At 69.9% G+C, this 19376-nt stretch carries 16 protein-coding genes; 9 read left to right on the forward strand and 7 right to left on the reverse strand.

What is annotated here, in order from left to right; all coding sequences use genetic code 11:
* Positions 1 to 75: 75 nt before the first annotated feature.
* On the forward strand, positions 76 to 861 hold the full coding sequence (locus QXH22_RS11210; RefSeq protein ID WP_306243118.1) for a YoaK family protein: 786 nt from the start codon (positions 76 to 78) through the stop codon (positions 859 to 861).
* Positions 862 to 1229: 368 nt separating this feature from the next.
* The gene (locus tag QXH22_RS11215; RefSeq protein ID WP_306275584.1) at positions 1230 to 6455 is read left to right on the forward strand and encodes a PE family protein; all 5226 of its coding nucleotides are present in this window, start codon (positions 1230 to 1232) and stop codon (positions 6453 to 6455) included.
* Positions 6456 to 6486: 31 nt separating this feature from the next.
* Here QXH22_RS11215 and QXH22_RS11220 read toward each other — a convergent pair whose 3' ends face one another.
* A complete protein-coding gene (locus QXH22_RS11220) occupies positions 6487 to 7641 on the reverse strand; it encodes a glycosyltransferase family 4 protein (RefSeq protein ID WP_306243122.1) in 1155 nt (384 codons plus the stop codon).
* A gap of 154 nt (positions 7642 to 7795) precedes the next feature.
* On the opposite strand from QXH22_RS11220, the gene QXH22_RS11225 reads away from it, so the two are divergent.
* Both QXH22_RS11225 and QXH22_RS11230 read left to right on the forward strand, forming a co-directional pair.
* Positions 7796 to 8152 carry a WhiB family transcriptional regulator gene (locus tag QXH22_RS11225; protein ID WP_306244493.1) on the forward strand — a complete coding sequence of 119 codons (357 nt, stop codon included), beginning with the start codon at positions 7796 to 7798 and terminating at the stop codon, positions 8150 to 8152.
* 5 nt (positions 8153 to 8157) lie between these two features.
* Complete coding sequence (locus QXH22_RS11230; RefSeq protein WP_306244494.1) at positions 8158 to 8646, forward strand: lipoprotein LpqH; 489 nt, start codon at positions 8158 to 8160, stop codon at positions 8644 to 8646.
* Between the two features lie 114 nt (positions 8647 to 8760).
* Here QXH22_RS11230 and QXH22_RS11235 read toward each other — a convergent pair whose 3' ends face one another.
* Together QXH22_RS11235 and QXH22_RS11240 are read right to left on the reverse strand one after the other, a co-directional pair.
* On the reverse strand, positions 8761 to 9141 hold the full coding sequence (locus tag QXH22_RS11235; RefSeq protein WP_306275585.1) for a hypothetical protein: 381 nt from the start codon (positions 9139 to 9141) through the stop codon (positions 8761 to 8763).
* 20 nt (positions 9142 to 9161) lie between these two features.
* Entirely contained in the window at positions 9162 to 10298 is a 1137-nt protein-coding gene (locus QXH22_RS11240; RefSeq protein ID WP_306244496.1) for a GTP-binding protein, read from the reverse strand.
* 67 nt (positions 10299 to 10365) lie between these two features.
* Here QXH22_RS11240 and QXH22_RS11245 point away from each other — a divergent pair, with 67 nt between their 5' ends.
* Positions 10366 to 11145, forward strand: coding sequence for a class I SAM-dependent methyltransferase (locus tag QXH22_RS11245; RefSeq protein WP_306275586.1), 780 nt, complete (start codon positions 10366 to 10368; stop codon positions 11143 to 11145).
* A gap of 98 nt (positions 11146 to 11243) precedes the next feature.
* The gene (locus QXH22_RS11250; protein ID WP_306275587.1) at positions 11244 to 12740 is read left to right on the forward strand and encodes an aldehyde dehydrogenase; all 1497 of its coding nucleotides are present in this window, start codon (positions 11244 to 11246) and stop codon (positions 12738 to 12740) included.
* A 117-nt stretch (positions 12741 to 12857) separates the two neighbouring features.
* On the opposite strand, the gene QXH22_RS11255 is transcribed toward QXH22_RS11250, so the two are convergent.
* Positions 12858 to 13640, reverse strand: coding sequence for a crotonase/enoyl-CoA hydratase family protein (locus tag QXH22_RS11255; RefSeq protein WP_306275588.1), 783 nt, complete (start codon positions 13638 to 13640; stop codon positions 12858 to 12860).
* 175 nt (positions 13641 to 13815) lie between these two features.
* On the opposite strand from QXH22_RS11255, the gene QXH22_RS11260 reads away from it, so the two are divergent.
* From QXH22_RS11260 to QXH22_RS11270, 3 genes are all read left to right on the forward strand, one after another.
* On the forward strand, positions 13816 to 13959 hold the full coding sequence (locus QXH22_RS11260) for a hypothetical protein (protein ID WP_306275590.1): 144 nt from the start codon (positions 13816 to 13818) through the stop codon (positions 13957 to 13959).
* Complete coding sequence (locus QXH22_RS11265; protein WP_306243132.1) at positions 13956 to 14576, forward strand: TetR/AcrR family transcriptional regulator; 621 nt, start codon at positions 13956 to 13958, stop codon at positions 14574 to 14576. The genes QXH22_RS11260 and QXH22_RS11265 overlap by 4 nt, the downstream gene beginning before the upstream one ends.
* Positions 14577 to 14745: 169 nt before the next feature.
* Positions 14746 to 16698 (forward strand): PE family protein, encoded by a 1953-nt coding sequence (locus QXH22_RS11270; protein WP_306275592.1) that lies wholly within the window; start codon positions 14746 to 14748, stop codon positions 16696 to 16698.
* On the opposite strand, the gene QXH22_RS11275 is transcribed toward QXH22_RS11270, so the two are convergent.
* The 3 genes from QXH22_RS11275 to QXH22_RS11285 all read right to left on the reverse strand — a co-directional run bounded on the left by QXH22_RS11275 (position 16699) and on the right by QXH22_RS11285 (position 19353).
* Positions 16699 to 16995, reverse strand: coding sequence for a hypothetical protein (locus QXH22_RS11275; RefSeq protein WP_306275594.1), 297 nt, complete (start codon positions 16993 to 16995; stop codon positions 16699 to 16701).
* Positions 16992 to 18479, reverse strand: a complete 1488-nt coding sequence (locus tag QXH22_RS11280; protein WP_306275596.1) for a class I adenylate-forming enzyme family protein — start codon at positions 18477 to 18479, stop codon at positions 16992 to 16994. Before QXH22_RS11280 ends, QXH22_RS11275 begins: the two co-directional genes overlap by 4 nt.
* 94 nt (positions 18480 to 18573) lie before the next feature.
* Positions 18574 to 19353, reverse strand: coding sequence for a crotonase/enoyl-CoA hydratase family protein (locus QXH22_RS11285; protein WP_306243139.1), 780 nt, complete (start codon positions 19351 to 19353; stop codon positions 18574 to 18576).
* Positions 19354 to 19376 lie beyond the last annotated feature (23 nt).

Consider the following 19376-nt stretch of genomic DNA (forward strand, 5'->3'; position numbering starts at 1 on the left):
TTATTGATGAAGCAGATTTCGCTATATAGCCTTCTTTACGGAGCTACGACAACCGCCGTGCCGTAAAGGAACCTGATGCAACTCGACCGCACCACTCGACCCTCGTCGTCGGGCAAGCGAGCCCAGGGATTGTTGCTCGGCTATAGCGGCGCCCTGGCCTTCGTCGCCGGCTTCGTCAACGCCGTCGCCCTGTTGTTGCTGGCCTTCCCGGTCGGCAACCTCACCGCCGTCACCACCCAGCTCGGCATGAACACCGCCAACCCACTGCTGTACGAAGGTCACATCCTGGCGGCGATCCTGCTGGGATTCTGGTTCGGCGCCTTCATCGCAGGGGCCATCCTCGGCCACAGCCACCACCTACCGGGCCCCCGGCACGCCGCGGTGCTGACCGTCGAAGCGATCCTGCTGATCCTTGCCGCACTCGGCGTGGAGGAGACCCAGGTCAACGCGTTGATCGAGTCGCTCGGAGTCGAGCAGACGGCAGTGCAGGCGTTGCTGGCCGCCGCCGCACTCGGCATGCAGAACGGCTTGACATCCAGCTTCCGCGGGATGGCGATCCGCACCACCCACTTCACCGGCACCGTGACCGACCTCGGGTTGATGCTCGGCCGGGCCCGACGGCAGGGCATCGAGAAGTGGAAGGCCGCCGTGCTCTCGCTGACTCTCGTGCTCTTCCTGGGCGGCGGGACCGCCGGCCTGCTGATCGGCACGTCACTCGAGGGCTACGCCTTATTGGTGCCGGCGGCGCTGTGCGCCACGATCGCCGCGATGAGCGCTTGGCCGTTCCGTGGCCGGACCCGGTTTATGACAGCCTGGCAGGCACCGCGGCGCGTCAGCCAACCCGCAGCGGTCAGCGCCTGATCGCCGGCACGGCCGACGTTACGGAGTCGGCCGGCACCTCTTCAGGCACACCCCGGGCCGCGCATGCAGGACATGCGAAGGCATCGGTGACCTGGTGCCAGCGGATGCGCGGGGATGCACCACTGCTGCGAACGTGACCTAATCACGTGGCGCGGACGCCCTGGTCGATCGCGCGTTTCGTGACGATTCAAGCCACTCACCCATCTCCGATTTGTTTACAAATCAGATTATTTTGAGTATGGGATCCGTAATCGCATCTTTCCGCTTATGCTCACCGGACACGGAGCGCTCGCCTCCCGGTCAGGGTCCCGTGCCGCCTGTGGGACCTGTCCCGACAGCACGTCGAGCGCGGAAAGTGGGTGTCTCAGATGTCGTTTGTGTCGGTGTCTCCGTCATGGGTGTTGGCGGCTGCTTCGGATGTGGCGCGGATTGGGTCGTCGGTGAGTGCGGCGAATGTGGCGGCGGCGGTGTCGACGACGGTGGTGGTGCCGGCGGCGGCTGATGAGGTGTCGGCGGCGATTGCGGCGTTGTTTGGGGATCACGCCAGTCAGTACCAGGTGGTTGGGGCGCAGTTGGGTGAGTTTCATGCCCAGTTTGTGCGGGCGTTGACGGCTGGTGCGGGGGCTTATGGCGTGGCGGAGGCGGCTAATGCTGCGGGGCAGGTGTGGGAGTCGGGGGTGTTGGGGGTGGTTAATGCGCCGACGATGGCGTTGGTTGGGCGGCCGTTGATCGGCGATGGCGCCAGTGCGGCCGCGGGTACCGGTCAGGCTGGTGGGGCTGGGGGGTTGTTGTGGGGCAATGGCGGCAATGGCGGTTCGGGGGCGGCGGGTCAAAACGGAGGCGCTGGTGGGGCGGCGGGTCTGATCGGGCGTGGCGGGGCTGGCGGTGCTGGTGGTGTCGGGCTGGCCGGTGGCGCGGGTGCCAGCGGGGGCAGCGGTGGGGCTGGGGGCTGGTTGTGGGGTAACGGCGGGGTTGGTGGGGCTGGTGGTGTCGGTGGTAGTGGGCTGACGGCGGGGGCGCAGGGCGGTATGGGTGGTGCCGGGGGTGTGGGTGGTGCCGGTGGTTGGCTGACTGGGATCGGTGGGGCCGGCGGTGTCGGGGGTGCCGGGGGTGCCGGGGGTGCGGGGCTTAACGGTGCTGATGGGGTTGGCGGCGGGGCCGATGGCGGCAACGGGACCCATGGTGGCAACGGCGGGATCGGCGGGTCCGGCGGGGCCGGGGGCAGCGGCGGATTGCTGAGCAAATTGTTCGCTCCCGCAGCCGGGCAGGGTGCGGGGGGCGTGGGGGGTGATGGCGGTGCCGGCGGGGCCGCGGGAAACGGCGGTGCCGGCGCTGTCGGGGATATTGCGGTTAACGGTGGCGCGGGTGGGCGTGGTGGTGACGGGGGCAATCCCGGTGTGGGCGGCGCGGGTGGGGTTGGTGGCCTGGGTGCTGGTGGTGTGCGGGCTGGCGGCGGTCAGGCGGGGGCTTCGCCGACCAGTGGTGGTGATGGGGGTTGGGGTGGGCGCGGCGCGAACGCGGTGGATCCCGGCGCCAGTGGTGGAGCGGGTGGGGCCGGGGGTCACGGTGGCCTGTACGGCGATGGCGGTTGGGGCGGTTGGGGCGGCACCGGCGGTGTGGGTGGCGCCGGTGGCACCGGTGGCCTGGGTGGTGACGGTGGTACGTACGGCAACGGTGGCTGGGGTGGATTCGGCGGTGTCGGTGGGGCGGGCGGTAACGGCGGTCACGGCGGTGTCGGCGGTCAGGGCGGCATGTATGGCTCCGGGGGCTGGGGTGGCGCCGGAGGTGAGGGTGGCACCGGGGTGGCCGGTCTCAACCACGGCGCCGGTGGGCATGGCGGGGCGGGCGCGGTCGGCGGTGCCGGCGGGTTGTACGGCGATGGCGGTAATGGTGGGTGGGGTGGTTATGGCGGGGCGGGTGCCGCACCGCTGGCCGGTGCTGATCCCGCTGATGGGGGTGTGGGCGGCAACGGTGGCTCCGGTGGAGCCGGTGGGGCTGCGGGTGCGTTGGGTGGGAACGGCGGTATCGGCGGTGAAGGCGGCCGTGGTGGAAACGGCGGGTCCGGCGGTGGCGGCGCGCGTGGTGCTGACGCGCTGATTGCTGGTGGTGATGGTGCTCACGGTGCCAGCGGTGGCAATGGCGGCGCGGGTGGCATCGGCGGCAACGGCGGCGCGGGTGGCGCCTCGACTGTCGGGACGGTCGGGGCCGACGGGGCCGGCGGCGCCGGCGGCGACGGCGGCAATGGCGGGGCGGCCGGTGACGGTGGCCGCGGCGCCGACGGGGTGATGAGTGTCAACAACGGCGCCGGCGGGCGTGGCGGGAATGGCGGCAACCCGGGCGTGGGTGGCGCGGGCGGGGCTGGCGGTGTGGGCGCTGAGGGCACCCAGACGGCCGGTGGCAACGGCGGATTGTCCGCCACCAGTGGTGGTGACGGCGGCGACGGCGGCCGGGGCGCGGACGCGATCGTGCTCGGCGGTAAGGGTGGCGCTGGTGGCTCCGGCGGTGACGGCGGGTTGTACGGCAACGGCGGTCACGGTGGTGCCGGCGGCAACGGTCAGCAGGGTACGTCCGCCGTGGCCAGCAGCCTTACCGCCCAGGGCCAGAAAGGCGGCGCCGGCGGCAACGGCGGCGCCGGCGGCGCAGGCGGAGCCCTCGCCGGAGACGGTGGAGCCGGAGGCGCCGGAGGCAGTGGCGGTCAAGGCGGGAACGGCAGTAATGGCCTCAACGGCGCCGACGGAGTGGGCCAGGGCGCTAACGGGACCAAAGGCGCAACTGGCGGCAACGGCGGGGCCGGCGGCGCCGGTGGTAACGGCGGTGCTGGGGGTGCCGCGGTGGCCGGGCAGGCCGGGATCCACGGCGCAGGGGGTGTGGGCGGCGATGGCGGAAATGGTGGAACCGCCGGCAACGGCGGCAACGGACGCGACGGCGTAATCGGCTTCAATGGCGGCGCCGGTGGGCGCGGCGGCGATGGCGGCAATCCCGGTGTCGGCGGAATCGGTGGTACGGGCGGCCTGGGCGCCGACAACATTCACGCAGCCGACGGTCAAGCAGGAGGCTCCCCGACCGTCGGCGGCAACGGAGGCAACGGCGGCCGTGGCGCCGACGCGGTGGCCATAGGCGGTGTGGCCGGTCACGGCGGAGCAGGCGGCAATGGCGGCATCTATGGCAACGGCGGTAATGGTGGCGCCGGCGGGACCGGCGGAACCGGCTCCCTCGGCAGCGCCGGCGGTGTCCTGGCCGATGGCACGGGCCTGGCCGGCGGCATCGGCGGACTTGGCGGCCGCGGCGGTGACGGCGGACTCGGCGGCAAGGGCGGCAGCCTGGGTGGCCACGGCGGTGACGGCGGCGCCGGCGGAGCCGGCGGAGTCGGCGGGCAGGGTGGTGCCGGCGGAAACGGTGCCAACGGTCCCACGCCCGGCTCCGATGGGGGCACCGGCGGCAACGGTGGTGACGGCGGCCAGGGCGGTGCGGGTGGGACCGGCGGACTGGGCGGGGCCGGCCTTGACGGTTCCGGCGACCGTGGTGCCGGTGGCGCCGGCGGCGCCGGCGGTAAGGGCGGCATCGCCGGCAACGGCGGCAACGGAGCCGAGGGGCATTACCAGATCAATGGCGGCAAGGGAGGCAACGGCGGCAATGGCGGCAACCCAGGCTCCGGCGGCCAGGGCGGATCCGGTGGCATCGGAGCGACCAACGGAAACACCGGCGCCACCGGGTACACCCCCACCCAGGGCGGCAACGGCGGCAACGGCGGCAACGGCGCAAACTTCCAGCCCCGAGGCGTCGATGGCGGCGCCGGCGGCAACGGCGGCCACGGCGGCTCCTACGGCAACGGCGGGCGTGGCGGCAGCGGCGGCGTCGGCGGGCTTGGCACCAGTGGTGTCGATGGCGGGGTCGGCGCGGACGGTGAAGACGGCGGCTTCGGCGGCCGCGGTGGCGACGGCGGTTCCGGCGGCAACGGTGGCGCGCTAGGCGGCCATGGCGGCGATGGCGGTTACGGCGGGGCCGGCGGCGGCGGCGGCTCCGGCGGAAACGGCGGGGTTGGTGCCAGTGGAGCAGCCTTCGGCGCTAACGGCGGCGACGGCGGCAACGGAGGCAACGGCGGTTTCGGCGGCGCTGGGGGCAACGGCGGTTCAGGCGGGACCGGCATGAGCGGCAACGGCCAACGTGGCCCCGGCGGTTTCGGCGGCAACGGCGGCAGCGGCGGGATAGCGGGCGATGGTGGCGCGGGCGCCGACGGGCACCCGTGGGTCAACGGCGGCAACGGCGGCAACGGCGGCAACGGCGGGAATCCGGGCACCGGCGGCAAAGGGGGCGTCGGTGGCCTCGGCTCCACCACAGGCGGCACGGGTGCTACCGGCGCCAACCCCACCAGCGGCGGCAACGGCGGCAACGGCGGCAACGCAGCCGACGGCAACGGCAACTTCAACCCCAACGGTGGAGTCGGCGGCAACGGCGGCAACGGCGGTGACGTTGGCGATGGGGGCACAGGCGGTAATGGCGGTAACGGGCTGAACGGCACGCAGGGGCCCAGCGGATCCTCCGGTTTCAATGGATTCAACGGTGGCGCCGGTGGCAAAGGCGGCAACAGCGGCACCGTGGCCGGCAACGGCGGCAATGGCGGCGCGGGAGGAAAGGGCGGTAGCGGGGGGACTGGCGGAAACGGCACTCTCGGTACCGCCGGAACCGATACCTCGATCAACGGTGGCCGAGGCGGCGACGCCGGCGGCGGCGGACTCGGCGGATCCGGCGGCGCAGGAGGTGATGGCGGCCGAACCCTCAACGACATCGGCATCGACGGTGTCGGAGGCGCGGGGGGCAGCGGCGGCGCCGGCGGCAGCGGCGGCAGGGGCGGCAACGGCGGTAACGGCCACAACCTCACAACCAACGGGGGTGCGGGCCTGGGCGGTAACGGCGGCATCGGTGGCGACGGCAACCTGGGTGGAGCGGGCGGCCGTGGCGGCAGCGGTTCACTGATCGGAGCCGATGGTGCAACGGGCCTCAGGGGCAATGGCGGGGCAGGCGGCAATGGGGGCAACGGTGGCAACAGCGGCACCACACCCCTGCTGCCCGCCAACGGCAACCACGGCGGGCGGGGAGGAGACGGCGGCTCAGGCCGCATAGGTGGCGACGGCGGCACCGGCGGCACCGGCGGTAGCGGTGACGACTACAGAGCGGGCACGGGTGGCAATGGGGGAGGCGGCGGTAGCGGCGGCACCGGCGAAACGCAAGGCGGCAGGGGTGGCAGCGGCGGCACCGGCGGGAGCGGGGGCAACGGCGCAGACGCCATGAGCGTTGTCGCGGGCGGTAAGGGCGGGAATGGCGGATCGGGTGGTGCCGGAGGCTCCACATATGCCACCGGCTTGGGTGGTGCCGGCGGCGACGGCGGGAAAGGCGGCAAAGGCGGCAACGGCGCCCGAGTCATTCCCGGCGGCTCCGGCGGCGAGGGCGGGGCCGGCGGTCAAGGTGGGAACCAGGGTGAGTTCGGCTCAACCGGCGGTCCCGGCCAATCGCCCACCAGGGACGCCGACGGGATGGGCGTAGGAGGTGACGGAGGTGCTGGCGGCGACGGCGGCGCGGGCCGATTGAGCGAGTAGTTGTGACCCGGCCCCTGCTCTGCGGGTCTTTTCAGATCACGCCGCTGACGTACCGTCCGGCTTGGACGGCCACCAGGACAGAGCGCAGCGCTTCGGCGCTCTGCCGCCAGGAGAATTCGGCGCTGCGCACCTGCGCCTTCGCGCCCAACTGCTCGCGCAGCACGTCGTCGGACAGCAACTGTTCGAGCCGGTCCACCAACTCGGCGCGGTTATCCACGAGCACGCCCGTGACGCCGTCGATGATCGAGTCCGACAGTCCGCCCGAGGACCGGTAGCCGATGGTCGGCACGGCGTGCTGGCCGGCCTCGACCACCGCGAGGCCCCAGCCCTCCTTGCGCGAGGGCAGCAGCTGCACCCAGGAGCTTTGCAGCACATGGTGTTTGGTCACGTCGTCGACATGGCCGTGAAAAGTCACCGCATCGGCGATGCCCAGGTGGTGCACATGCTCGACGAGCCGCTCGCGCCACCATCCACCACCCACGACGTCCAGATGCAGGCCCGGGATCCGGGCGCGCAGCACCGCAACCGCGTCCAGCGCGTCCTCGATCTGCTTGTGCGGCACCAGGCGCGACAACACCACCACCCGCGGCGCGGCCGACCGCGGGCCGGCCATTGTCTGGATCGGCGCCTCGTCAAGACCGTTGCGCACCACGGCAATCCGCTCGCCGCCCACGCCGAGCGCCACCAGGTCCCGCGCCGACGGCAGGGACACCGTCACGTACTGGTTCGCCCGGTGCACCCGCGGAGACAACGTCGATTCGACGAACCAGCCCACCCGGGACAGCACCGGACCGGCGACCGGCCACTGCTCGCGGTGGCAGTGGTGAACCAGCACCACCGCCCGCCGGCCGTAGATCAGCCGCGCCAGGAAAGGGAGTCCGTTCTGCGTGTCGACGACGACGTCCGGTTTGACGCGACGCAGCGGGCCCATCCCGAGTTTGGCCAGGGCCATCGCCAGCATCGCCCAGATGTAGACCGTGTAGCGACCGCCGGAGCGGCTGATGCGCACGCCGTCGACGATCTCGCGTCGGGCGGCGCCGGGATAGCGGGCGGTGCGCAGTGTGACAGTGACGCCGGCAGCGGCGAGCTGGGCGCCGATGCGCTGCAGGTAGGTCTCGCTGCCGCCGCCCTGCGGGTGGCCGGTATCGCGCCAGCACAGCAGCAGGACGGATCGCAGGTCAGACATCGAGGACCAGCCTAACGGGCGCGGCCTGGCCGGGCAGATGCCCGATGGCGAATGGCCGCGGACCCGCCTCGATTTTAAAGTCGTTTTAGCATCTGATGCGTTGATGTATCATATAGACATCTGCCCGCACCGGGCACGCTCAGAAAGGGACGACATCGTGTCACGATTCGCGCTGGCCTCTTCGCCGACGGCGCTCGACCAGGATCGCGCCGCCCGGCGCGCAACCGCGTCGGAGGAGCCCGACTGGCGCATCCGGGCGCTGTGCAGGTCCGGTGACCCCGAGCTGCTGTTCGTCAGCGGGGCAAAGCAACGTGAGGTGGCGTCGATCTGCCGGAACTGCCCGGTCAAGTGGGAATGTGCGGCCGATGCGCTCGACAATAAGGTGGAGTACGGCGTCTGGGGCGGCCTGACCGAGCGCCAGCGCCGGTCCCTGCTCAAGAAGTACCCCGAGGTCGATTCCTGGGCCACCTTCCTCGCCCGGCACCAGACCCACCGCCGGGGTTCGCGTTGACGACAATGCTGATTCAACGCCGCCGCGGACCGATGGCCGCACTCGCCTGCACGGCCGCGCTGACCGCCGGCCTGACCGGGTGCAGCCGCGTGAGCTTCTTTCCCTCCGTCGACAGGCCCACCATCACCTATCAGGGCGGCGCCATGGCCGAGACCAACGACGCCGACGTGGTTGTCGACGGCCAGCAGCACAAAGTTGACGGCAAGATCGCCTGCATCGCCTTCGCCGGCGGGGAAACGATGATCTCCATCGGCACAGAACCAGTCGCCGTCAAAATCACGTTGGCCAACAACCGCGATGCGCCCAGAGTGCGAATGGTGATCCTGCAGAACCTCATCGGCTACACCCTTTTCGTGATGGACCCGCCGGAAAAGGGTGAGGCGTCGGTGAGCCGGGATGGCAACCGCTACATCATCGGTGGCATGTCCTGGGGGCTCGACTCCCACAACGACGACGTCAAGAAGCCCTTCCGAATCCAGTTCACCTGCCCCTGATCGCCACGTCGCCCGTAGGGTGTGCCGAGCGAGGCGACCTTCGCCGGCGGCCGGGTCGTCGACATCTGCCTATCCCCAACCGCGAGTGTGCAGCTGTCGCGGTCCCGGACCCGTTCAGTTGCGCTCGGTAGCACGCCGCACTCCCAGCTGATGCCGATTGAGGCGAGACGGCAACGGTGAGTTCTCCCATTGGCCGCCGGCCACCCAATCTCGCAGGATCGCCGCCTCTATCTGGTTGGTGATGGGACCGATCCAGTACGGCGCCCCGGAGGCCGTCCGATCATGGGTGCATGGCTGCAGCAACGCCATCACGCCGCATCCAGCTGGCCGGGATGCGCACTTCAGTGGTCCGAGCATGCATTCCGCAGAGACGAGCATGCCATGCGGACAGCGCCGCACTATCGGCAGCAGTTCCTCGATGACCGGGACGTCCTGATGTGTCGCGCATGCGTTGCACACAACGACGGTGAAAGGACGTGCATTGCCGTCAGTCATGCGTCGCGCCCTTCTACGTCTCAGTGGCTGTGGGAGGTTTCCCAGACCGGCAGCGGATCGGGGTAGGATCGCCAGGCCAGCGGCCCGGTCGCCATTTCCGGGTCGGTGAGCAGAGCCGCTTCCAACAGCCCCAGGACCCGCTCGCGGTCTAGCCGGATACCGATGAACACGATCTCCTGGCTGGGGCCCATTTCGGCCGACGACCAGTACTGCGCGGGCTCGAGGACGAGATTCGGGCCAGCCTGCGACCAGATCGCGGCGATGTCTGAGCGACTGGCAATCCAGCAGAACCCCTTGCTGCGCAACAGTCCGTGCAGCTCGTTGATTGCCGAATCCAGGCGCTGGGGGTGGAACGGCCGGTTCGCCCGGAAGGTGAGGCTGCTGATGCCGTATTCCTCGGTCTCCGGGGTGTGGCCACTGGCAATCTCCTCGTCCCATCCGGGGGACTCAGCCGCCGCGACCGGGTTGTAGAGCCCGGTGTCAAGAACTTCACCGAGGTCGACGACGCCCTTGACGGTACGCAGGATCTTGGCCGTCGGGTTGAGCCGACGTAACGCCGACTCGACGGTGCCCACCGCGCGCGGGCTGACGAGGTCCGTCTTGTTGAGCAGCAAGACATCGGCAAACTCCACCTGATCGACCAGCAGGTCGGAGATGCTGCGGCCGTCGCCTTCCGCGGCCGCCAGATTGCGCTCGTGCAGGGCGTCGCCGCGGACCAGCTCGGACAGGAAGGTGGAGGCATCGACGACGGTCACCATCGCATCCAGGTTCGCCACCTGGGAGAGGCTGGACCCGTCGTCGAACTGCCAGGCGAAGGTGGCAGCGACCGGCATCGGTTCTGAGATGCCGGTCGATTCGATCACCAGGTTGTCGAAGCGCTGGTCGGCCGCCAGCTTGCCGACGGTGTCCAGCAGGTCCTCACGCAGCGTGCAGCAGATGCAGCCGTTGGTCAGCTCGACCAGCGACTCCTCGGTTCGGTCGAAATGGCCCTGACCAGCAACGAGCGCCGCATCGATGTTGACCTCGCTCATGTCGTTGACGATGACCGCGACGCGCCGTCCCTCCCGGTTCGCCAGGATGTGGTTGAGCAGTGTGGTCTTGCCTGCCCCGAGGAACCCGGACAGCACCGTCACCGGCAAGCTCTTATTGATAATCATTTTCATTAAGGGCAGATGGTAGCGGCCTCGACGAGTCTTGTCGAAAGCGCGTCGTAGGGTGTGCCGCGTGGCCCGTCCTGCACCGTCAACCGACGTGTTCGCGCGACGCGCGACGCTGCGCCGGTCGGTTCGGCTGCTGTCGGAGTTCCGCTACGAGCAGCCCGATCCCGCACGGTTTTACGGCGCGCTGGCCGCCGACACGGCCGCGATGGTGACCGATCTGTGGCGGGGGCTGCGCGGCGAATCCCCCGCGGGTTGCACCCTGCTGGACGTCGGTGGCGGGCCCGGTTACTTCGCGTCGGCATTCACCGGCGCCGGAATCCGCTACATCGGCGTCGAGCCCGATCCTCGCGAGATGCATGCGGCCGGACCATGCACCTCCGGCGGGTCGGGCACCTTGGTGCGGGCATCGGGCATGGCGCTGCCGTTCGCCGACGACTCCGTCGACGTCTGCCTGTCGTCCAACGTCGCCGAGCACGTGCCGCGGCCCTGGCAACTGGGCAACGAGATGCTGCGGGTGACCAGGCCGGGCGGACTGGTGGTGTTGTCTTACACCGTCTGGCTGGGACCGTTCGGCGGGCATGAGATGGGTCTGACCCACTACCTCGGCGGCGCCCGGGCCGCCGCCATGTACGAACGCAGACACGGCCACCCAGCCAAGAACAACTACGGATCGTCGTTGTTCGCGGTGTCCGCTGCGGACGGCTTGGCGTGGGCCCGCGCCACCGGGTGCGCCGTCGCGACTTTCCCTCGCTACCACCCGCGATGGGCCTGGTGGGTGACCTCCGTACCGGTGCTGCGCGAGTTCGCGGTGAGCAATCTGGTGTTGGTCCTCTCGCCGCAATAATGGAACATGTTCTAATCTCGCGTCGGCTTGGGTAGGGTGGCGCCCATGAGCCTGCTCGCGACGATGCGGGGCGGTGCGAAGAGGAGGAGCGGCCCACAATGACGACGATCAAAAACGACCCGACGACCAAGAGCGACACCACCGAATACGACAAGCTGTTCATCGGCGGCAAATGGACGGAGCCGGCGACCTCCGAGGTCATCGAGGTGCACTGTCCGGCCACCGGCGAGTACGTCGGCAGGGTGCCGCTTGCCACGGCGGCCGACGTCGACGCCGCGGTCGCCGCGGCCCGCGCGGCATTCGACAGCGGCCCGTGGCCCTCGACTCCGCCGAAGGAGCGCGCCGCCGTCATCGCCAAGGCTCAGCAACTGCTCGAAGAACGCAAGGAACTCTTCGCCAAGTTGCTCGCCGACGAGACCGGGCAGCCGCCGATGACCATCGAGACCATGCACTGGATGGGGTCGATGGGCGCGATGAGCTTCTTCGCCGGCCCGGCCGCCGACCAGGTCAAGTGGCGCGAGATCCGCAACGGCAACTACGGCCAGACCATCGTGCACCGTGAGCCGATCGGCGTGGTGGGCGCCATCGTGGCGTGGAACGTGCCGCTGTTCCTGGCCATCAACAAGCTGGGCCCCGCGCTGCTGGCGGGCTGCACGGTGGTGCTCAAGCCCGCAGCCGAAACTCCTTTGACGGCGAATGCTTTGGCCGAGGTGTTCGCCGATGCGGGGTTGCCCGAAGGGGTGCTGTCGGTGGTGCCCGGCGGTATCGAGACCGGACAGGCACTGACCTCCAACCCCGACGTCGACCTGTTCACCTTCACCGGCAGCTCGGCCGTCGGCAAGGAGATCGGCAAGCGCGCCGCGGACATGCTCAAGCCGTGCACCCTGGAGTTGGGCGGCAAGTCGGCGGCGATCGTGCTCGAGGATGTCGACCTGGCCTCCGCGGTCCCGATGATGGTGTTCTCCGGGATCATGAACACCGGCCAGGCCTGCGTCGGGCAGACCCGCATCCTGGCGCCGCGTTCGCGGTACGACGAAATCGTGGAAGCGGTCAGTGCTTTCGTGCAGGCGCTGCCGGTGGGGCCGCCGTCGGACCCGAACGCGCAGATCGGTTCGCTGATTTCGGAGAAGCAGCGCGCCCGGGTCGAGAGCTACATCGCCAAGGGCATCGAAGAAGGCGCCCGCGTGGTGTGCGGCGGCGGACGGCCCGAAGGGCTGGACAACGGGTTCTTCGTGCAGCCCACGGTGTTCGCCGACGTCGACAACAAGATGACGATCGCCCAGGAGGAGATCTTCGGCCCGGTGCTGAGCATCATCCCCTACGACACCGAAGAGGACGCGATCAAAATCGCCAACGACTCGGTGTACGGATTGGCCGGCAGCGTGTGGACGACCAACGTGCCCAAGGGAATTGAGATCTCGGAGAAGATCCGCACCGGAACCTACGCGATCAACTGGTACGCGTTCGACCCCTGCTGCCCGTTCGGTGGTTACAAGAACTCCGGTATCGGGCGGGAGAACGGGCCCGAGGGTGTCGAGCACTTCACGCAGCAGAAGAGCGTGCTGATGCCGATGGGCTACACGGTCGAGGGTTAGGGCGGGCCAGGCCTCTCGTGCTGGCCCGGTGGCCGTCGAGTGTGAATCACGCTACGCGACACGCCGATTGGACGTCACCGGATTCACATTCGACGCTCGGCTGCGGTGGTTACAGGGTCAGCGGCCGGAGAAGCGAGCCTGCCGTCGTTCGACGAATGACTGCACACCCTCCGCGGCGTCTTCGCTGGCGAACAGCGCGGCAACGTCCGGGCGCAGCCGTTCGATCGCCGCCGCCTCACCCCGCTCGCGGGCCAGGTGCGCGGAGGCCAGCGTCGCCCGCACACCCAGCGGCGCGGCGCGCTCGGCTATGGTCTGCGCAATCTCCCGGGCCCGCGCCAGGGCCGCCGCCCCGTCCTCGGCGACCTCCTGCACCAGGCCGATCCGGTGCGCCTCCGCGGCGTCGAACTCGTCGCCGGTGAGCAGCCAGCGCATGGCGTTGCCCCAGCCCGCCTCCCGCGGCAGCCGGATGGTCGCCCCGCCGAACGGGTAAATGCCACGCTGCACTTCCAGCTGCGTGAAACGGGTTCCGGCCGCGGCGATCCGGATGTCGGCGGCCAGCAACAGCTCGATGCCCAGCGTCATGCACCAGCCCTGCGCGACCGCGATCAGCGGAGTGGTCCACGCGCCGTCCAGACGCCACGGGTCCCGTCCACCCTCGGGCATCGGCGATTCGCCCGACGCGATGCCGGGTCCGACGTCGACCAGGTCCAGTCCGGCGGTGAAGTGGTCGCCGTGTGCAAACAGCACCCCGGCTCGCACGTCCGGATCGGATTCCAGCAGCGCGTAGGCGCGCGACAGGTCTGCCAGCATCTCGCGGTCGAACGAGTTGCGCTTGTGCGGACGGTTGAGGCCGATCAGCAGGACATGTCCGTCCCGCTCGAGGGACACCGTGTTGGTCATGGCACGAGTGAACCGCAGAAATATGAATTATGCAATAGTGCATAACGCAGATTCCGCGGGAGATCTCAGATGGATAGCGAGTGTTTGCTTGCTAACCGCCGGTATTATATGCTGATTAGCATATTCATGAGCCGGTCCCCGGCACATGAACGCAACACACCTGCGGGGAGCAGCCATGTGGATTCTCGAGCTCAACATCGCCGGCCATACCTTCACCCGCGAAATGCCTGACCTGCGCCGCCGTCCGTTACGGTTCAGCGCCCGCCACCTGCACTGGCCCGCCGTCCGGCACCACCACGAGCCGTCGCACGCCGCATGACACCCGCCTCCACCAAGCGGGTCAGCACCCGGGACAAGATGGTGATCAGCGCCGCCCATGTAATGCGGGAACGCGGTGCCGCGGGAGTGACCATCGACTCGGTGCTGGCGCGTAGCGGCGCACCGCGCGGATCGGTGTATCACCACTTCCCCGAGGGCCGCAATCAGATCCTGAACGAGGCGCTGCGCTATGCCGGCGACTCCATCACGGCCAACATCGACAACGCGGTGGACCGCGGCGCCAAGGCGTTGCTACGCGAATTCGTCGAATTCTGGGAACGTTTGCTGACCGAGTGCGACTTCACCGCGGGGTGCCCGGTCGTCGCGGCCGCGATCGGGTCGGCCGACGAGGAACTCGAACTGTCCACCGAAGCCGGTCTGATCCTGGGCCGCTGGTGCACCGCCCTGAGCCGGGCATTCGTCACCGACGGATTCGACGACGCGGACGCCGCCTCGCTGGCCGTGATGTCAATATCCGCCCTGGAAGGCGCGATCGTGCTGTGCCGCTCCACCCGCAGCGTCATCCCACTGCGCCAGGTGGGCGATCAACTCCAATTCCTGATCAAGGCAAGAGAATTCGTTCGCCGCAATGGATTGGACGACACGCGCGGACGCTGACGCAATCCGGATGAGGGAATTCGCTGAGTGGCTTTACCCGGAATCCCTGCAGTGTTTGCGACACCGGTATCTATCAACTTTGCGAGAGTTTATCAAAACATGCGATGAGCTGCGGAGATCGCGTTAAAATCACGCGGAGTCCAGGGACGCCCCATCGGGAGGTAATCGGATGTCGTATGTCTTCGCGTCAACAGACTTTGTGAATGCGGCGGCAGCCGATCTGGCGAATATCGGATCGTCGATAACCCAGGCGAACGCACTTGCGGCATTACCGACCTCATCGGTTTTGGCGGCGGGCGCAGACGAGATCTCCGCGGCGGTGGCAGCCCTGTTCGGTATGCACGCGCAGGGCTATCAGGCACTCAGCGCGCAGGCGGCGGCCTTCCACGAACAGTTCGTGCAGGCGATGGCGGCTGGGGCCAACGCCTACGCGGCGGCCGAGGCGGCGAATCTCGGGCCGCTGCAACCGCTGCTCGACGTCATCAACGCGCCGACCCAGGCATTGCTGGGCCGCCCACTGATCGGTAACGGGGCCGACGGGACGGCGCTCAACCCGAACGGCGGCGCCGGCGGCCTGCTCTACGGCAACGGCGGCAACGGATTCAACGGCGCTGGCGGCAGGGGCGGGGATGCCGGGTTGATCGGTAACGGCGGCCGGGGCGGCTCCGGCAACGACGGCGTACCGGCCACGCCCGCCGGCACCGGCGGCGCCGGGGGCACCGGCGGGTGGCTGTACGGAAACGGCGGTGCGGGCGGCGCAGGCGGCAGCAACGTCGGGGCCGCCGCCGCCGGCGGCGGCAACGGCGGCCGCGCCTGGCTGCTGGGCAGCGGCGGAGCCGGTGGGGCCGGCGGGGACGTCGGGGGGTTGGTCCTGACGCCCGCCGGGAACGGCGGCACCGGCGCGGCCGGCGGATTCCTCTGGGGTAACGGCGGGGCCGGCGGCGCCGGCGGCAGCTCCGTCACCCTGGGGAGCCCCGCCACCGCGGGTATCGGCGGCAACGGCGGCGATGCCTTCCTGTTCGGTAACGGCGGCGCCGGTGGGAACAGCGGGATCGGCGCCACCAACGGCTTCGGCGGCAACGGGGGCAGCGCCGGACTGTTGATCGGCAACGGCGGCGACGGCGGCACCGGATTTGTCGGCGGAACTGGCGGCCTCGCCGGCAGGGCCGGCCTGCTCATCGGCGACGGCGGCAATGGTGGCAGCGGGGGTGTAGGACAGGCGGGCGCTAACGGCGGGTTCCTGTTCGGCAACGGGGGCGACGGCGGCAGCGCCGTGCCGAGCGCTATCGGCGACGGCGGGTTCGGTGGCCGCGGCGGTGACGCCGGGCTGATCGGCACGGGCGGCAACGGCGGCTGGGGCGGCACCTTCAACGGCCTCGGCGCGCCGGGCAACGGCGGCGCGGGCGGCGCCGGCGGCAACGGCGGGCTGCTCTTCGGGAATGGCGGCTGGGGCGGGCCGGGCGGTGCCGGCGGCGCGAGCAATCCCTTCGGCCCGGCCGGTCACGGCGGCGACGGGGGCCAGGGCGGGTCCGCCAGGCTGTTCGGTAGCAGCGGTACGGGCGGTCACGGTGGGGACGGCGGCGGGGCCACCGGTGCTACCTCTGTCGCCGGTCGCGGCGGCAACGGCGGCAACGCCGGCAGCAGCGGGATCATCTCCGGCAGCAATGGCGCCGGCGGCGCCGGCGGCAACGGCGGCATCGGTAGTGCCGGGGCCGCCGGTGGCATGGGCGGGAGCGGCGGTCACGGCTCCAACAGCAAGCTGATCGGTTTGGGCGGGGACGGCGGGTTCGGCGGGGCCGGCGGCACGGGCACCGCGGTCGGGGCCGGCGCGGCCGGCGGCCAAGGAGGCGGTGCCGGTGACGGCGGCATGTTGTTCGGCAGCGGCGGCTGGGGCGGCTATGGTGGCGCCGGCGGCCAGAACCTCGGCGGCGCCGGCACCTCCGGCGGTCCCGGCGGCAACGGCGGTACCGGCGGCAACGCCTTCTTCATCGGCAACGGTGGACCCGGCGGAGGTGGCGGTACCGGTGGCACCGGCTTCACCACCGGCACCGGCGGCACCGGCGGCAAGGGTGGCACCGCCGGACCATTCGGGAAGGCCGGCGCAACCGGACCGAACGGCTAGTCAGTCGCTGGCGGGCAGCGGCTTGACCTCTTTGAGAGCCAGCTTGGTGTCGCCGACGCTGAGGCTGCCTGCGCCGGGCTTGGTCACCAACACCTCGGCGCCCGTCTCGTCGACGTAGCGCTTACCCATCACGCTGCCGTCGGCGAACGCCGGGTCGAGCTCTCCGGAGCGCTCGGCGCCCATCTCCACCATCGGCGCCCCGCCGCAGCGCAGGTCGTCGAGGCTGTCCGCGCTGCGGACGACGATGACTTGGGTGTCACACACCTGGCTGGCCAGGCGGGTTCCGTTCTTGATCATGATTGCGCCCCTGCTAGGTTCTCGATGATCTCCCGGCGAAGTACCTTGCCGGTGGCGGTGGTCGGCAGCTCGTCGCGAAACACTACCCGGTCGGGCGTGCGTGACCCCCGCAAACTCTTTCGGACATATTCGCGCAGTTCCTCGGGGTCGGGATCGACGCCGTCACGCGGGACCACCACGGCGACGATCGCCTGACCCCACTGCGCATCCTCGACTCCGACCACCGCGACGTCGCGCACGTGCGGGTGCTCGATGAGCACCTCCTCCAGCTCCGCCGGGGCGATGTTCTCACCGCCGCGGATGATGGTGTCGTCGCTGCGGCCGCCGATGAACAGGTATCCGTCCTCGTCGATCATGGCGATGTCTTTGGTTGGGAACCAACCGTTTTCGTCGAGCACCGAGCCGATGCCGGTGTAGCGGCCGGACACCTGCTCGCCGCGGACGAACAGCTCGCCGGTCTCCCCCGGACCCAGCACGGTGCCGTCCTCGCCGCGGATCTCCACCTCGATGCCGGGAACCGGCCGGCCGACGGAGCCCAGCCGCCTGGCGACCGCGGCATCGGCGGCGGTGTGCGCGGCGCGATGGTCGTCGGGGGTCAGCACCGCGATCGTCGAACTGGTTTCGGTGAGGCCGTAGGCGTTGACGAACCCGACATCCGGCAGCAGCTCGAGGGCCCGGCGGACCAGTGGCAGGCCGACTTTCGAGCCTCCGTAGGCGAGGTTGCGCAGCGCGGTCAGCTTGTGCTCGCCGGTCTCCAGCACCGCGACGATGCGGTCCAGCATGGTCGGTACCACGGTCGCGGTGGTCACTCGCTCGTCGTTGGCCAGCCGCACCCACTCGTGGGGGTCGAAGTTGGCCAGATACACCATCTTTCGGCCGGCGTACAGGTTGGACAGCGCGGCGCCCACGCCGGCGATGTGGTAGGGCGGCACACAGATGAGCGCGGCGTCCTCTGTTGCGGCGGAGTCGAATTCGACCGTCCCGGTGATGTAACTGGTCAGGTTGTTGTGGGTGAGCTCGACTGCCTTGGGTTGTGACGTGGTGCCGGAGGTGAACAGCACCACGGCCACCGAGTCCGGGTCGGCGAACTCCACAGCTGCTTCGGTACTGCGGGCCAGCGCGAGGAACTCCTCGGAGCTCAGCGCCCGGGCGTCGCCGATCATGGCGCGATAGCGCTCATCCACGATCACCAGCGGTTCGGGCAGCCGGTGGATCAGGGCCTGAATGCCTTCGGCCGAGAGCCGGTAGTTGAGCGGAGTGAACGGCAGTCCGGCTCGCGCCGAGGCGAAGAGCAGCAGCGGCAGCAAGGCGCCGCCGGTGCCGACGTACACGACGTGCTGCGCGCCGGAGGTGGCCAGCACTCCGGCGCCGCCGTCGGCCAGATCGCTGAGCTGCTGCGTGGTCAGCCGCAGATCCCCGGCCACCAGCGCCGTGCGCTCGGGATTACCCGACGCAGCCATCTCCAGCAGCAGCGAAACGCTCATTCCTCGATCCCTCTAGGATCCACGACCGTTACAAATCTTGCCGATAGTGTAACCCATGCCGAGGGAGTGCCGGCGCCCGGCCGACGTTGAGCGGTTACGTGCCCGTCCAGCGCGGCGGACGCTTCTCGGCGAAGGCGATCGCGCCCTCTTTCGCGTCGTTCGACATGAAGATCGGCGCGAGGATCTCGATCTGCTTGGTGAACCGGTTTTCCAGTGTCCAGCCCTTGGATTCGGTGATGATGCGCTTGGTGGCGGCCACCGCCAGCGGACCGTTGGCGGTGATCTTCTCGGCCAGCGCGATCGCGGCGTCCAGCGCCCCGCCCGGTTCGGCCAGCACGTTGACCAGGCCCAGCTCGTGTGCGCGCTCGGCGGACAGCTGGTCACCCGTCAGCGCCAGCTCCATGGCGATCGCATACGGAATGCGCTCAGGCAGCCGCAGCAATCCGCCGCCGCCGGCCACCAGGCCACGCTTGACCTCCGGGATGCCGAACGCCGAATTATTGGCTGCCACAATCAAATCCGTGGCCAGCGCGAGTTCGGTGCCACCAGCCAGCGCGTAACCCTCCACCGCCGCGATCAACGGCTTGGCGGGCGGGCGCTCGGTGAAGCCCAGACCCCGCCCGGCGATCGCGACGTTCTCACCGCGGGCGAAGGCCTTGAGGTCCATGCCTGCGCAGAAGGATCCGCCGGCGCCGGTCAGGATCGCCACCGACAGGTCGGGGTCTTCGTCGAGGCGGTCCATCGCGTCGGCCAGCCCCTGACTGGCCGCGGCATTGATCGCGTTCTTGGCCTTGGGACGGTTGATGGTGATGATCAGGATCCGGTCCCGCTTTTCGGTCAGGACCTCGGGTTCGGTGTTAGCTTCGTCGCTCACAGTGCGATGGTAGCCGTCGGCCG

The organism is Mycobacterium sp. TY814 (assembly GCF_030755175.1).
In the GTDB taxonomy this organism is placed as follows: domain Bacteria; phylum Actinomycetota; class Actinomycetes; order Mycobacteriales; family Mycobacteriaceae; genus Mycobacterium.